Annotated in this window: 14 protein-coding genes and 1 tRNA gene; 9 read left to right on the top strand and 6 right to left on the bottom strand. The window is 68.9% G+C overall.

The features are described 5' to 3' along the window. Positions 1-144 precede the first annotated feature (144 nt). Positions 145-1,980, top strand: coding sequence for an alpha/beta hydrolase family protein (locus ACSBPH_RS11850; protein ID WP_442574534.1), 1,836 nt, complete (start codon positions 145-147; stop codon positions 1,978-1,980). Between the two features lie 311 nt (positions 1,981-2,291). Here ACSBPH_RS11850 and ACSBPH_RS11845 read toward each other — a convergent pair. Further along, positions 2,292-2,382, bottom strand: a tRNA-Ser gene (locus tag ACSBPH_RS11845). 125 nt (positions 2,383-2,507) lie between these two features. Between ACSBPH_RS11845 and ACSBPH_RS11840 the strand changes: the two genes are divergently transcribed. Next, complete coding sequence (locus ACSBPH_RS11840) at positions 2,508-2,948, top strand: hypothetical protein (RefSeq protein ID WP_442574533.1); 441 nt, start codon at positions 2,508-2,510, stop codon at positions 2,946-2,948. Positions 2,949-2,969: 21 nt separating this feature from the next. Here ACSBPH_RS11840 and ACSBPH_RS11835 read toward each other — a convergent pair whose 3' ends face one another. After that, positions 2,970-3,827, bottom strand: a complete 858-nt coding sequence (locus ACSBPH_RS11835) for an LLM class F420-dependent oxidoreductase (protein ID WP_442574532.1) — start codon at positions 3,825-3,827, stop codon at positions 2,970-2,972. A 162-nt stretch (positions 3,828-3,989) separates the two neighbouring features. On the opposite strand from ACSBPH_RS11835, the gene ACSBPH_RS11830 reads away from it, so the two are divergent. Together ACSBPH_RS11830 and radA are read left to right on the top strand one after the other, a co-directional pair. Continuing rightward, complete coding sequence (locus tag ACSBPH_RS11830; RefSeq protein ID WP_442574531.1) at positions 3,990-4,943, top strand: L-lactate dehydrogenase; 954 nt, start codon at positions 3,990-3,992, stop codon at positions 4,941-4,943. 77 nt (positions 4,944-5,020) lie between these two features. Continuing rightward, positions 5,021-6,385, top strand: coding sequence for a DNA repair protein RadA (radA, locus tag ACSBPH_RS11825; protein ID WP_442574530.1), 1,365 nt, complete (start codon positions 5,021-5,023; stop codon positions 6,383-6,385). A 9-nt stretch (positions 6,386-6,394) separates the two neighbouring features. Here radA and ACSBPH_RS11820 read toward each other — a convergent pair whose 3' ends face one another. From ACSBPH_RS11820 to ACSBPH_RS11805, 4 genes are all read right to left on the bottom strand, one after another. Beyond that, positions 6,395-6,802 (bottom strand): dehydrogenase, encoded by a 408-nt coding sequence (locus tag ACSBPH_RS11820; protein ID WP_442574529.1) that lies wholly within the window; start codon positions 6,800-6,802, stop codon positions 6,395-6,397. Positions 6,803-7,252: 450 nt separating this feature from the next. Then, positions 7,253-7,960: a hypothetical protein gene (locus ACSBPH_RS11815; RefSeq protein ID WP_442574528.1), complete on the bottom strand. Its 708-nt coding sequence runs from the start codon at positions 7,958-7,960 to the stop codon at positions 7,253-7,255. Positions 7,961-8,013: 53 nt separating this feature from the next. Continuing rightward, entirely contained in the window at positions 8,014-8,517 is a 504-nt protein-coding gene (locus ACSBPH_RS11810; protein WP_442574527.1) for an amino-acid N-acetyltransferase, read from the bottom strand. Positions 8,518-8,527: 10 nt separating this feature from the next. After that, positions 8,528-8,956 (bottom strand): GNAT family N-acetyltransferase, encoded by a 429-nt coding sequence (locus ACSBPH_RS11805; RefSeq protein ID WP_442574526.1) that lies wholly within the window; start codon positions 8,954-8,956, stop codon positions 8,528-8,530. A 401-nt stretch (positions 8,957-9,357) separates the two neighbouring features. Between ACSBPH_RS11805 and ACSBPH_RS11800 the strand changes: the two genes are divergently transcribed. The 5 genes from ACSBPH_RS11800 to ACSBPH_RS11780 are packed head-to-tail and all read left to right on the top strand — an operon-like array spanning position 9,358 to position 14,435. Continuing rightward, positions 9,358-10,104, top strand: coding sequence for a GntR family transcriptional regulator (locus ACSBPH_RS11800; RefSeq protein WP_442574525.1), 747 nt, complete (start codon positions 9,358-9,360; stop codon positions 10,102-10,104). Further along, positions 10,104-11,018, top strand: a complete 915-nt coding sequence (locus ACSBPH_RS11795) for an N-acetylglucosamine kinase (RefSeq protein ID WP_442574524.1) — start codon at positions 10,104-10,106, stop codon at positions 11,016-11,018. The genes ACSBPH_RS11800 and ACSBPH_RS11795 overlap by 1 nt, the downstream gene beginning before the upstream one ends. Before the next feature lie 2 nt (positions 11,019-11,020). Further along, positions 11,021-11,758 (top strand): sugar isomerase domain-containing protein, encoded by a 738-nt coding sequence (locus ACSBPH_RS11790; protein WP_442574523.1) that lies wholly within the window; start codon positions 11,021-11,023, stop codon positions 11,756-11,758. Beyond that, complete coding sequence (locus ACSBPH_RS11785) at positions 11,755-13,167, top strand: protein O-GlcNAcase (RefSeq protein WP_442574522.1); 1,413 nt, start codon at positions 11,755-11,757, stop codon at positions 13,165-13,167. The genes ACSBPH_RS11790 and ACSBPH_RS11785 overlap by 4 nt, the downstream gene beginning before the upstream one ends. Further along, positions 13,164-14,435 carry an ABC transporter substrate-binding protein gene (locus ACSBPH_RS11780; RefSeq protein WP_442574521.1) on the top strand — a complete coding sequence of 424 codons (1,272 nt, stop codon included), beginning with the start codon at positions 13,164-13,166 and terminating at the stop codon, positions 14,433-14,435. The genes ACSBPH_RS11785 and ACSBPH_RS11780 overlap by 4 nt, the downstream gene beginning before the upstream one ends. Positions 14,436-14,459 lie beyond the last annotated feature (24 nt).

Below are 14,459 nucleotides of genomic sequence, written 5' to 3'. Positions count from 1 at the left end.
TTCACAAGCACACGGCGGGAAGCCCGTGCTCGACAGTCGACTCACCGCTGAGCACCGCGACGTCGACGGCTGAGTCTGGACAGCGGACACCCTTGCGTGCACCGAACCTCTCGCTCGACCCCCACACGAAGGAGTAAGGGATCCATGAAAGTCACCTTCTTGAAAAGGAATCCATTCTGGCTGGCGCTCTCAGTGGTGCTCATGCTGCTGTCCGCGATCGTCGCGTCCGCCGTCCAGACCAACGGGGGCACCGTGGCGGTCAAAGACATGCGCTGGGAGACCCCGTCCGGTCAGATGATCAGCGCACTGCTGTTCAAGCCGGACTCGGTCACCGAGGAGAACAAGGCACCTGCGATCATCGTCAGCCACGGCTGGTGGAACAACCGAGAGATGCAGGATGCGAACTACGTCGAGTTGGCGCGACGAGGGTATGTCGTCGTCTCGATCGACATGTACGGCCACGGCAACTCCTCCAACCTGCGCAACGATCAGCTCACTCTCGGCGGAACCGGCATGTACGACGTCGTGAAGCTGGTGTCGCAGCTGCCGTACGTCGATCAGGACAAGCTGGGCGTCTCGGGGCACTCCAACGGTGCGCGCGCGGCGAACTTCTCCGTCGCGCTCGATGACGAAGCGGACGAACAGCTCATCGATGCCGTCCTGCTGGTGGACAACGATCCGGTGTACACCGACGCCGATGGCGCGTACACCAACATCTACGGGACCCGCGACGTCGGCCTCGTGGCGGACCAGTACGACGAGTTCTTCTTCCGCAGCTACAGCCCGGAGGGTGTCGCCCTCACGCCGCCACGCGACTACATCGGAACCCCGAACGCGCAGTCCTTCCTCAACTTCGGCGCGGACCCGGCAGACGGCGAAACCCGCGGCGCCGGCCAGTTCTACGAGCAGGACGGTGCCGTTCGCATCGTCTACACCCCGGCTGAGACCCACCCCTGGGGCACGATCTCCCCCACGACGGTCGCCTCGCAGATCGAGTTCTGGGACAAGGTGTTCGACACACCCAACCCGATCGACGCGGGCGCGCAGATCTGGCCGCTCAAGGAATTCGCGACGACACTCGGTCTGATCGGGTTCGGCATCTTCCTCGTCGCCTTCACCCGTGCGCTGCTCGGGACCCGGGCGTTCGCAGGACTGAGGTACGAGGCTCCGCGGGCACTCACCGGAACGAGCCGACAGGGACTGGCGTGGTTCTGGGGCGGGCTCGCCGTCTTGGCGCTGTTCTCCGGCTTCAGCTACGTGTGGCTGAGCCAGCAACCGTTAATGCAGGGAATCGCCTTCAACGTCGTGCCGACGATCTTCACCCAGGGTGCGGTGTTCTTCATCGCCACATGGGCGGCGATCAACGGCGTCGCGGCGATCATCGTGCTGGCGGTGTCCTACTTCGTCTTCGGGCGCAAGACGGGTCTCGACCTGCGCGAGCAGGGCATCCTGCCCGGCTGGAAGAAGTTCTTCCACGGCATCGGCCTGGGTGCCCTCGTGGTGGCCGCCGCCTTCGGGATCGTGTTCGTGCTCGATTACTTCTTCAAGACGGACTTCCGTCTGTGGGTCATCGCCGTCAAGGCATTCGGGCCGGACAAGCTGTGGATCGGGCTGCTCTACCTGCCGTTCTTCCTCGTGTACTTCCTCGCGAACTCGGTGGCCATCAACGGCTTCAACCGGTTCACGCTGCGGGGCAGGGAATGGCTGAACACGTTCGTCCTGGCCCTCGCGAACGCTCTCGCGCCGATCGTCCTCGTCGTGGCGCAGTACCTGACCTTCGCCATCACCGGGGAGACGATCGAAGGCTTCGGGGGCATCTTCAGCATCTGGCTGTTCCCTGTGATCGTGATCCTGGCGGTCGCGGCGGTGATCTCCCGCAAGATCTATCGCGTGACGAACAACCCGTACATCGGCGGATTCATCAACGCCGCGGTGGTCACGATCATCTCGGTGTCGAACACGCTGACCGTCTCGTACTAGGGGCGGACGGCTGAACGCAGAGTGGGTACCCGCTTCCACGCTGGTACCCACTCTGCGAGCGCTCCGGCGGGACTCGGGCGAGTCCCGATAGGCGAAGGCGCGGGGATCGAGCGGAAGCTCGATCGCCGACGGACTCGCCGGGCTTGAGAGCGCTACTTGGCCGAGCTCGCGTTGAGCGCCGCGGAAGGCTCGGCCCCGCCCCAGGGCGGCCCCGAGACCGACGCGCACCTCATCGTCCGCGAAACGACCTGAGCACCTGAGACGGAAGCCGTCGATAAAAAGCGAAAACCCCCGATAAACGGGGGTTTTCATGGCGGTGACGGTGGGATTTGAACCCACGGTAGGGGGTTACCCTACACAACTTTTCGAGAGTTGCACCTTCGGCCGCTCGGACACGTCACCGCCGAAGAGTTTACGTCACGGCGCCCGGCATCGCGAATCGGCTCGACGCCCGACATCGCGCGCGGCGACGTCCGGTCAGCGGGAAGCCTCCGACGCGTCCCCAGCCCGCGGAGCACAATGTACCCATGGACACTCGCTTCCCCGCGAGGCCGATCCTCCTCGCGATCGAGGGATTGGTGGCGTTGACCGCCGTCGCCGGCGGCGTGGCGCTCATCCTCGGCGCGAGCATCCCCTCGCTCTCCAGCGTCCTCGTGCCGCCCGACGCCTACCTCGAGGGGTCGCCGTTCGCGAGCTACGTCGTTCCCGGCATCCTTCTCGCGGTCGTCCTCGGCGGCGTCCACGCGATCGCCTTCGTCGCCGTCATGCGCCGCATCCGCTACGACCTCTTCCTCGCGGCCGCGGCGGGGTTCGCCGACCTCATCTGGATCTTCGTCCAGATGCTCTTCATCCCCTTCAGCTTCCTGCAGGCGATCTACTTCGTCTGCGGCCTCGCCGAAGTCGGACTCGTCATGGTGCTGCTCGGGCTCTTCGCACCGGATCGCCGACTCACCGCGTCGCGACGCTGACACGGCGGGACGCGGCATCCGTCACCCGAGCTCGCCGATTGCCCCGGCGATGACCTCGACGACCCGCTCGGGCTCGCGGATGCCCACGGAGAAGACATAGGTCGCGGTGAAGCCCAAGTCGGCGAGTTCCCGGGCGCGCGCCGCGATGTCCTCCCACGTGGTCGACGGGTCGATGCCGATCATCGCCGTCTTCTCGACGTCGTCGTAGTCGCGACCGACGGCCTCGCAGTGGCCGCGCAGCACGTCGAGCTTGTGCGCCGTCTGCGGTCCGTACGAAAGGTTGCAGGCATCGGCATACTGCGCGACGAGCCGCAGCGTCTTGCGCTCGCCGCCTCCGCCGATGAGGAGATACGGATGCGGCCGGCTGACGCTCTGCGGCGAGTTCAGCGTGCGCTCGAGCTGCCAGATGGCGCCCTCGTAGGGCTCCTCCGAATCCGACCACATCTGCAGGCAGATCTGGATCGTCTCCTCGAGCTGGCGGAACCGCTCCGCAACGGGCGGGAAGCGGAATCCGAGGCCGCGCGACTCCTGCTCGTTCCATGCGGCGCCGATGCCGAGCCCGACGCGCCCGCCCGAGAGAACGTCGAGCGTCGTGACCTGCTTGGCCAGCAGCGCCGGCTCGCGGTAGATGACACCCGAGACGAGGGTGTGAAGAAGCACCTTGTCGGTGTGCGCGACGAGGAACCCGAGCGTCGCATACGCCTCGAGCATCTCGTGGTCCTCGGGGCCGATCCCCGGGAGCTGCCAGAAGTGGTCCATGACGGTGATGCGACGGATGCCGGAGCCCTCCGCATTGCGCACGTGCGCCGCGAGTGCGGGGCCGAGCTGCGAAGGGCCGCCCGCGAAGGTGAAGTCCGCGATGTGAAGGCCGAAGTCCATTCCGATCCGCTCCGATCCGGTCGCTTCTCGGCGCGACCCGGGAGCCACGATACGACCGCGCTAAGGGGTCGGGGGCCGGGCCGCGGCATCCGTCCCTCGCCCGGGATGAGGACGACGCACGGCCGGTGGCACCGTGGACGGCGGCCCTGACAGACTGGCGGCATGAGCGTGATCGAGAACTCGAAGGTGACCGTCGTCGGCGCGGGGAGCGTGGGTTCGAGCGCCGCGTACGCCGCCCTCATCCGGGGGTCGGCACGGCACGTCGCGCTCTACGACATCGCGACCGAGAAGGTCGAGGCCGAGGTGCTCGATCTCGCGCACGGCACCCAGTTCACGGGGTCGAGCGACATCATCGGCGGAAGCGACCTGTCGGTCGTCGAAGGCTCGCACGTCGTCGTGATCACGGCGGGCGCGAAGCAGAAGCCCGGCCAGACGCGCATCGAGCTCGCCGGGGTCAACGCCGGCATCATCCGTTCGATGATGCCGCAGCTGCTCGAAGCCGCGCCGAACGCGGTCTTCGTCATCGTCACCAACCCCTGCGATGTGCTGACGGTGCTCGCGCAGGAGGCGACGGGCCTCCCGCCGGAGCGGATCTTCGCGTCGGGCACGGTGCTCGACACGTCCCGCCTGCGCTGGCTGCTCGCCAAGCGCGCGGGGGTGTCGACCAGCAGCGTCCACGCCTACATCGTCGGCGAGCACGGCGACACCGAGTTTCCGATGTGGTCTGCGGCGACGATCGGCACGGTGCCGATCCTGGAGTGGGTGAACCACGGACACCCGCCGATGACCGTCGACGAGCTCGACGCGATCGCCGTGGATGTGAGGGATGCCGCGTACAAGGTCATTCAGGGGAAGGGCGCGACGAACTACGCGATCGGCCTCTCGACGGCTCGGATCATCGAGTCGATCCTCAACGACGAGCACGCGGTGATGCCGGTGTCGACCGTGCTCCACGACTTCCACGGGATCGACGGCGTGGCCCTGTCGGTGCCGTCGATCGTCAGCGCGTCGGGCGCCGTCCCGATCCGCGAGACGCATTTCTCGGCCAGCGAGCTCGGGCTGCTGCGGCGGTCTGCCGATGCGCTGCGTGAGGTCGCGAGCTCACTGCGCGGCTGAGGGTCTTGACGGGACTGCGGCGCGGTCTCGGCGTCGCGCTGCGGAGGGATGTCGCGACCCCCGGATAGCCTGAACACATGGCGACCCGAAGGCCCACCACCGCGCCCTACCGGTGCACAGAGTGCGGCTGGACGACGGTCAAGTGGGTCGGCCGCTGCGGCGAGTGCCAGCAGTGGGGGACGGTGGTCGAGGCGGCCGAGCAGACGGGTTTCGTTCGATCCGTCGCGCCGATCGCCCCCTCGGCCGATCGCGCCGCCAAGCCCATCACCCACCTCACGACGATCGAGGCGCCCCGCCGCACGACCGGTGTCGGCGAGTTCGATCGCGTCCTTGGCGGAGGGCTCGTCGCGGGCGCCGCGATCCTCCTCTCGGGCGAGCCCGGCGTCGGCAAATCGACGCTCCTCCTCGAGGTCGCGGCGCAATCGGCGCGCGCGGGCCGGCGAGTGCTCTACGCCTCCGCCGAGGAGTCGACGGCGCAGGTGCGCCTCCGGGCCGAGCGCACGGGTGCCCTCCACGACGAGCTCTACCTCGCGAGCGAGACCGACCTCGCCACGATCCTCGGGCACGTCGACGAGGTCAGGCCCGACCTTCTCATCGTGGACTCGGTGCAGACGGTGTCTTCAGCGCTGTCCGACGGCACGGCGGGGCATCCGTCGCAGGTGAGAGAAGTGGCATCCACTCTCATCCGCATCGCGAAGGAGCGCGCCCTGCCCGTCATCATCGTCGGGCACGTGACGAAAGACGGCTCGATCGCGGGGCCTCGCATCCTCGAGCATCTCGTCGACGTCGTGTGCCAGTTCGAGGGCGACCGCCAGACCTCGCTGCGGTTCGTGCGGGCGCTCAAGAACCGGTTCGGGCCGACCGACGAGGTCGGGTGCTTCGACATGACCGGCGACGGCATCGCGGAGGTCGCCGATCCGAGCGCGCTGTTCCTCGGGCACGGGGCGCCCGTCGCCGGCACGTGCGTGACGATCGCCCTCGAAGGTCGCCGGGCGCTTCCCGTCGAGGTGCAGGCGCTGACGATCAAGAACGGTGGGCCCAACCCGCGGCGCATCGTGAGCGGTGTCGACGCGGCGCGGGTGGCGATGGTGCTCGCGGTGCTCGAGCGGCGCGCCGGGGTGAAGGTCTCGGATCAGGACGTCTACGTCTCGACCGTCGGCGGCGTGCGGCTCGTCGAGCCGGCGGCCGACCTCGCGATCGCCGTGGCCGTCGCCGGAGCCGTGCGCGACAAGTCCCTCCCCAAGGGCACCGCCGCGGTCGGCGAGCTGAGCCTCGCAGGCGAGATCCGGCCCGTTACGCAGGGTGCGCAGCGCCGCGCCGAGGCGGCTCGGCTCGGCTATCGCACGATGGTGGATGCCTCGTCGCAGTCGCTCAGGAACGCCCTGAGCGATCTCGCCACGCGCGGTGCTCCGAGCCGCGACGAGGGGATCCCCGAGTTCTGACGTCTCGGGTCAGGCGTCGAGGGCCTTGATGACCTCGTCGGGAGTGGCCTGCATGGGGTGCGGCCCGGCGATGTCGAAGAACACGGTCGTGATGATGTCGCCGTGCGTGCCGAGGAACGCGCGCAGCGCGCCGGGCGACTGCAGGGCCACGGCCGGCGGCAGAGCCGCAGGCTTGTGCTTGGCGTCGCTGAAGAGGAGGAGCGCGATGTCGCCCGTGTTGGGGTCGCGGTAGGTCCAGACTTCGCCGACGTCGAGCGGATTGTCGCGGGCGCCCGGCTTCATGAGGGGAACCACGGTCGGACCGTGCCGCAGGGCGAAGGCGACGGCCGCCATGTCCTGCGTCTGCAAGGCGTCGCCGAGCGCCGTGTTGCGGAACTCGGTGGGTCCTGGCTTGCTCGCGCGCTTCTTCCCGGCCACCCCTCCACCCTAGACGCGGCCGGCCAGACCGCTCCGTGCCCCGGCCTCGACTGACGCCCCGCCCGCGGCGGCAGCCCCCGCATCCACCTGTCATGCGACCGGCCGCGCGTACCCAACTCAGGATGAAAAAGCCCGAAGCGCGGCGACACGCCGTGCGCGGCACCCGCCGGCCGGTTCTCATCCTGAGTTCGGTACAGCGCGAGGCGGCGAAGCCGAGGATCCGCCTGACGCCCCGCCCGCGGCGGCTGCCCCGCATCCCGGTGTCATACGACCGGCCGCGCGTACCGAACTCAGGATGAAAAAGCCCGACGTGCCGCGACACGCCGTGCGCGGCACCCGCCGGCCGGTTCTCATCCTGAGTTCGGTACAGCGCGAGGCGGCGAAGTCGAGGAAGGCCGCGCCGCGGTTTCGCCTGTCCGGGCGTTCCGGGCGCGGCGGCCAGGCCGCAGGTCAGTAGAGCAGGATCTGCTTCGACGAGGTCGAGGGGATGCCGCCGATCTCCACCGCGACGTGATACGAGGCGCCGCCCGCCGGAGCGACGGGGCGGTTGCCGGTGTCGCACGTCGAGACCGACGACCTGGTCCGGTCCCACGTGAGCGGCGCGGCGCTGGACACGGTCTGGCCGGCGGCAAGGGTCACGATCATGTCGCTCGGCTCGGCCTGGCAATCGGTCGAGCGCCACCAGACGTCGCTGCCGCTCGTGATCGTGAAGACCTGCGTCGTCGTGCCGACGTTGAGCGTGCAGTCGACGCCGCTCTCGTTCGTGAGCCTGATCGAGACCTGCGGATTTTGACCGGCCGCGTAGGTATCGGCATCCGTCACCGCCTCGACCAGCACCGCACTCGGAAGGCACGGCTTCGCGGTCCCCGTGGCGTCCGGCGTCGGCTGCTCGGCCGGCGTCTCTTCGACGGGCGTCGGCTCGGGCGCGGGCTCGGTCGGCGTGAACTCGGGCGTCGCCCAAGGCGTCGGAGAAGCGGATGCCGAAGCCGTCGGAGCAGGATCGGCACCGAGCGCCGAACCCCGCCACGGCTGCGCGATCAACAGCCAGAGGACCACGCCCACGACGACGAGCGCGGCGATCAGCACCACGAGACGGCGACGGCGATAGACGGCGGCCGAGTGGGCGCGCCGACGCGTCGTCGTGCTCGAGGGGGACATGACTCCAGGCTAAGCGCGCCCGCTGAGAGTCTCAGCCGCGACGCTCGTGGGATTCAGAGCTGCTTCAGCATCCGCGTGTTGCCGAGCGTGTTCGGCTTGACGTGGGCGAGGTCGAGGAACTCCGCGACGCCTTCGTCGGGCGAACGGACGAGCTGGGAGTACACGTCGGGGTCGACGATCTGCTCCCCGATCGGAGCGAATCCGCGGCGCACGAAGAAGTCGACCTCGAAGGTGAGGCAGAACAGCCGCGTGAGGCCCAGCACGCGCGCCTGCTCTTCGAGCCCCTCGACAAGCGCCCGTCCGACGCCGTGGTGAAGCCACTCGTCGACCACGATGAGCGTGCGGATCTCGCCGAGGTCCTCCCACATGACGTGCAGCGCACCGCACCCGATGAGCCGACCGTTCTCGTCCTCCGCGACGAGGAACTGCTGCACCGATTCGTAGAGCACGACGATGTCTTTGCCCAGGAGAATGCGTCGCTGGACGAAAGGCTCGAGGATCTCCTGGATGCCGCGCACGTCCGCCGTCCTGGCCGGCCGCACGTGGAAGGAGGTCATGGGTTCCAGCCTAGAGTCGCCGGCCGAGATAGAGGGACGAGGCGCCGCGCCCAAGGTCCACAAACCCGAGTCGACGATAGAGGCGGATCGCTCCCTCGTTGTCCGCGCCGACTTCCAGGTGAACGCCGCGCACTCCCTCGCCGGTCAGAAATGAGCACAAGCCCTCGATGAGGGAGCTCCCCAGCCCGCGGCCACGGCACCGAGACAGGAGGTCGATGTGAAGGTGGGCGGGGAACTCGGCAACGACCTCGTCCGGTGCGATCTGCGGGGAGTGGAGGAGTTCGACGATCTCCTGGTCGGCCGGCGAACGATCGACATCCAGGGAGTAGTCGGCTCGCAGCCCAGGAAGCCAGTGCTGCTCGACCCACGCTTCGTGCGCGCGTGTGTCGCGGGCGCACAGGAGGTAGCCCCCCACGCCCTCCTCGTCGACGACCACCACCGAGCGAGTCAGCGGGGCGACAACGTATGGCCCCGCATAAACGTGGCCGAGGAGCTCTGGAGACCTGGGAGATCCGTCATCGGGCAGGCCGGTCTCATGGCAGATCCGGTAGACCGCCGGCAGATCGTCGAGCCGAGTGGCGCGTATGAACACGGCGACAAGATAGCCCACTTGTCTCGAGGCCAAGGCGTCCGCGGCACGGGCTCGCGAAGTGGTCTAGTCCATCCAAGACCTCTGCCCACGGCCTCCGGTCTCGGACCCGCGACCGCCCCGCGCTCGCCAACCAGACGGTTACAGCCGCATGTGCGGCTCATATCGGTCCAATGATCCCTACTCGATTCCTGGTGGAGTGGTCTAATCACCGGTTTGCAATTCGATAGCCGATCAGTTCTACTCTCCTGGTGCTTTCATCGACGAAGACACGCACGCGCGACCTCCTGCGCGGCCGCCTGCGTGACCTGATCGCAGAACTCGGCCCCGGCCGTCGGCTGCCGAGCGAGCGCGACCTGTCCGCGGACTGGGGCGTTGCGCGCATGACGCTGCGCGCTGCCGTCGATGAGCTTGTTGCGGAAGGGCTGCTCGAGCGGCGGCACGGCTCGGGCACTTACGTCGTCTTCAGCCCGGTCCTGCGAGTGCTCGGCCTGACCTCCTTCACGCAGGACATGCGCGCCCGCGGCATCGAGCCGAGCAGCCGGATCCTCGACTTCCGCACGATCACGGCTGACGACGAGCTCGCGGCGACGCTGCGCATCTCCGTCGGCTCTCCGGTCCACTGGGTCTCGCGTCTGCGGCTGGGCAACGCCGAACCCGTCGCGATCGAGAGCGTGCGCATCCCCGTGGCCTACGCGCCGCAGCTCACCCGCAGCGACCTGCAGGGGTCGCTCTACGAGGCGCTGTCGTCTCGCTACGGCCTCGTCGCCAGTGCGGCGAGCATGCGCATCGAGCCCCTCCTCCCCGACTCCGCGAGCGCAGAACTGCTCGGCATCGGCCCGGATCAGGCTTGCCTGCGCCTGCACATGGTCGACACCGACCCATCGGGACGCGTCGTCATGGTCGCGACGTGCCTCTACCGCGGCGACAAGTACCAGCTGCGGGCCGAGGTAGGCGCAGGCGCCGGCCCGGGCCTTGAGTCAGGAGCGGACTCGTGATGGATGCCGCACCTCGCCTCCTCGCCGTGGACGGCGGACAATCGGCCATCCGCATCAAGCACTCCGTCGGTGTCGGGGCCGTCGTGCCCGGCGTGAGCTGGAGCGGTCCTGAGACGCTCCCGGCGACGGCCGCCTCGATAGTGGAGGCCTGGCGCGCAGCCGGCGCGCCGCTCGTCGACACCGCCGTGCTCGGCCTCACGACCGTGCCGAGCGAGGGCGCCGACTGCGCGCGACTTGCAGGGCTCGTAGGAGACGCCATCGGCGCTGAGCGGGTCGTCGTGTGCGACGACGGGATCACCGCTCACGCCGGCGCGCTGGGCGGTGGCTCGGGGATCGTGCTCTCGGTCGGCACGGGCGTCGCGTGCGCCGTGCGGGGACCCGAGGATGCCGAGATCCGCCTGCTCGGCGGGCACGGCTACATCCTCGGCGACGAAGGTGGCGCGTTCTGGCTGGGGCGGGCGGGCCTGTCCGCCGCACTCCGCGCTGCGGACGGTCGCGGCCAGGCGACGACGCTTGTCGGCGCGGCCGAGTCGCGGTTCGGCGCCGTGCCCCGCATTCCGATTCGGCTTCACTCCTCGCGGCGCGCGGTGGATGAGATCGCGCACTTCGCCCCCGACGTGCTCGCCGCCGCCGACGCGGGCGACAGGGTCGCCGCAGGCATCGTCGACGACGGCATCGACGAACTCGCGCTCCTCCTCCGCACGGCGCGAGGGAGTGCCGAGGCGGACGCCCCGACGCCGCTCGTGATCCTCGGCCGACTCGGGGCCGAGCTCGCTCCGCGGATCGTCGACCGCCTGAGTGCCGAACCCGGCGCCTTCCAGCCGCGAGAGCCCCTGGGAGACGCCCTCGACGGGGCGTTCCTCCTCGCGCGGGACGCTGCTGAGACACACCTTCCCGTCTGGACGAGAGGCTGACCATGCACGACCAACCCGCAGAGGACGAGCCGGGGCGTCGCTATCTCGCGCGCGTCGGGGAACTGCTGCACGAGGTCCTCGACACCCAGTGGGCTGCCATCGCGCAGACAGCCGAGGCGGTTGCCGATGCGCTGCGCCACGGGCGCCAGGTGCACGCCTTCGGGTCCGGCCACTCGCACATGCTCGCGGAAGAGCTCTTCTACCGCGCCGGCGGCCTCGCCGACGTGCGGCCCATCCTGTTCGAGGGCCTCATGCTGCACGCCAACGCGCCGCTCAGCACGCGCCTCGAGCGTCTGCCGGGCCTGGCGAGCGAGATCCTCGACGACCACGGCGTCGCGGAGGGCGACGTGCTGCTCGTCTTCTCGAACTCGGGCCGCAATCAAGTGGCGACCGAGCTCGCCGCCGAAGCTCACGAGAGAGGCCTCACTGTCGTCGCAGTCACGAGCATCGCCCACTCGCAGGCGACGACGCCGCGCGGTGGCGGGCGGCGGCTCTTCGAGCTCGCCGACGTCGTGATCGACAACCGGGGCGAGCTGGGGGACGCGGCTGTCGAGGTGCCGGGCTTCGACCGCCGCGTGGCGCCCACCTCGACGGCCGTGGGGGCGGCGATCGTGAACGCAATCGTCGCGCAGAGCGTCGGACTTTCCCTCGCGGCCGGCATCGAGCCGCGCGTGTACGCCAGCAGCAACGTCGACTCCGGCGACGCCATCAACAACAGCCTCCTGGAGGGTCGGTCATGACCGCCCTCGAGCCGCAAGCTGCGCAGTCGTCGGCGTTCGGCATCCGAGGCGTCGCAGAAGGGTTCTACGGCGTGCCCTGGACCCACGGCGACCGCCTGGAGATGATCCGCTTCATCGGCCGGCACGGCATGAACCGATTCGTCTACTCGCCCAAGGACGACCCCTTCCTCCGCCGGGGGTGGGCAGAGCCGTACGCGGCCGACGCTCTGGCGGAGCTCGCCGAGCTCGTCGCAGCGGGCGGCGAGAGCGGCGTCGAGCTCATCTACTGCCTCTCGCCGGGGCTCAGCATCCGCTATTCCGAAGAGCAGGACGTTGCGCGCGTGCTCGACAAGCTCGAATCGGTGGCCGGGCTCGGCATCCGCCATTTCGGCCTCCTCCTCGACGACGTCCCCGGCCGGCTCCAGCACGACGCCGACATCGAGAGGTTCGACACGCTCGCGCAGGCACAGGCGGCGGTCGCGAACGCCGTCTTCGCCGAGCTCGTTGCCCGGGTGCCCGGCGCAACCCTCGTCGTCTGCCCGACCGCCTACTGGGGGTACGGCGACGAGCCGTACATCGGCGAGCTCGGGTCGGCGCTCGACCCCGCCATCGCCCTGTTCTGGACGGGCCGCGCGATCTGCTCCGCGACGCTGGACGCCCACGATGCCGACGTCTTCTCACAGGCGACGGGGCGACGCCCCACCTACTGGGACAACTATCCCGTCAACGACGTCGCGATGGGCCACGAGCTGCATGTCGGCCCGTACCGAGGCCGGTCGGCCGACCTTGCCGGAAGCGCGGAAGGCATCATCGCGAATGCGATGGAGCGCTTCGAGTCGTCCAAGGTCGCGATCGCGACGATCGCCGACTACCTCCGGTCGCCCGAGGACTACGACGCGGAGATGAGCTGGGATGCCGCGTTGCGTGACGTCGCGGGAGCGGATGCCGCGGCCTACCGCGATTTCGCCGACAACTCCCGCTCGTCGTGCCTCAGTCAGCTCGACGCCCCCGAGGTGACGTTCGCGCTCGAGGAGCACACGTTCGGCCTGCTCATCGGCGATACGGATCGGGCCGTCCGCACGCTCGCGCCGCTTGCGGATCGGCTCGCGGCATCCGCCCATCGTCTGCTGAACGGCCACGTCGAGAATCAGCGGCTCATCGATGAGAGCCGCCCCTGGATCGAGGCGTTCGCCGTCGGCGCCGCCGCCATGCAGAAGCTCGCGGAGCTGACGTCCGAGGGCCGGCTCGAGGAGGAGGGCCCGCGCGTGCTCCGGCCCTTCCTCGACGACCTGCGCTCCCGCCGGCTGCGCATCTTCGGCGACGTCCTCGATATGACGCTCGCCGACATCTGCATGCCTCCCATCCCTTTCGACGCGCACGATGAGCGCTCATCGCAGAGCCGCCCCCTCACCCAGGAGAAACAGCAGTGAACAAGCACCTCTTCACCATCACCGCGGTGGCTGCGACGGGTGTCGTCGTTTTTGCTCTGGCCGGTTGTGCTGGTGGTGGGGCGTCGGCGGCGGATGACAAGACGCTTCGGGTGGCGATGGGTTCTCCGGGTGAGGCGCAGATCCGGGTGTGGGAGTCGGTGGCTGAGCAGTTCGAGGCGGCCAACGATGGGTGGAAGGTCGATCTGAACTTCCAGGATGACGACATGTATCAGACGATCGGGCTGCCGAACCTGTTGAACGGTCGCAATGCGCCGGACGTGTATTTCGAGTGGGCGGGCAACCGCCTTGCCACGCGCAACGACGACGGGTTCGTCGCCGACCTGACGCCGTTCGTCGAAGACGGGCCCTTGACCGGTGTGCTCGAGGACGATCAGTACGGTGCCGTCACGGCCGACGGACGGATCCTGATGGTGCCCCACATCGCCGATGTCACGAACGTCCTCTGGTACAACACCGAGATCCTCGACGCCGAAGGGCTCGAGGCACCGACGTCGTGGGACGAGCTGCTCGAGGCGTGCGACACGCTCGCCGCCGACGGGATCGTGCCGATCGCCTCGGGCAACAAGGACCTGTGGGCGGCGGGGAACTGGCTGGCCCACCTGGTCTCGCGGGTCGTGGGTCACGAGGAGTACGACAAGGCACTCAGCGGGCAGGCGGACTTCGACACCCCCGAATGGAAGACCGCCTTCGGCTACGTGGAGCAGCTTGCGCAGCACAAGTGCGTCAACGAGTCGGTCAACGCGATCGACGACAACGAGGGCGCGCAGCTGTTCTTCCAGGGCAAGGCCGCGATGCACGCGATCGGCTCGTGGCTGGTGAGCTGGGCGATCGACGAAGCCCCCGACCTCGACTTCGACTTCGTGAACCTCCCGGCGATGCCCGGGGAGGCCGACCCGGACAGCGTCATCGGCGTCATCACCGGATACGTCGTCAACGCCAAGAGCGGCCACGACAAGCAGGAGAAGGCCGCCGAGTTCCTCGCTCTGCTGAGCTCGGCGGAGAACACGCAGGCCTTCATCGAGGCCGAGGCCGTTCCCGTCACCGCCACGGCATCGGCGTCCATCGACGAGCGCACCATCCGGCTGAACTCCCTCCTCTCCGAGGCGCCCGTGGTCATCAGCCCGCCCGACACCGGCTACGACCTCGACGTCGCCGACGCGTTCTACCGCAGCCTCGCCGAGGTCCTCGGCGGCCGCACCAGCGCCGACGACGCGGTCACCCAGCTCCAGGAGCAGACCTCCAAGTAACTCCCTGTGCGGGGCCGAGCACCC

It is taken from the genome of Microbacterium sp. F51-2R (genome assembly GCF_052180235.1).
In the GTDB taxonomy this organism is placed as follows: domain Bacteria; phylum Actinomycetota; class Actinomycetes; order Actinomycetales; family Microbacteriaceae; genus Microbacterium.
This window is presented reverse-complemented; position numbering and strand designations above follow the sequence as displayed.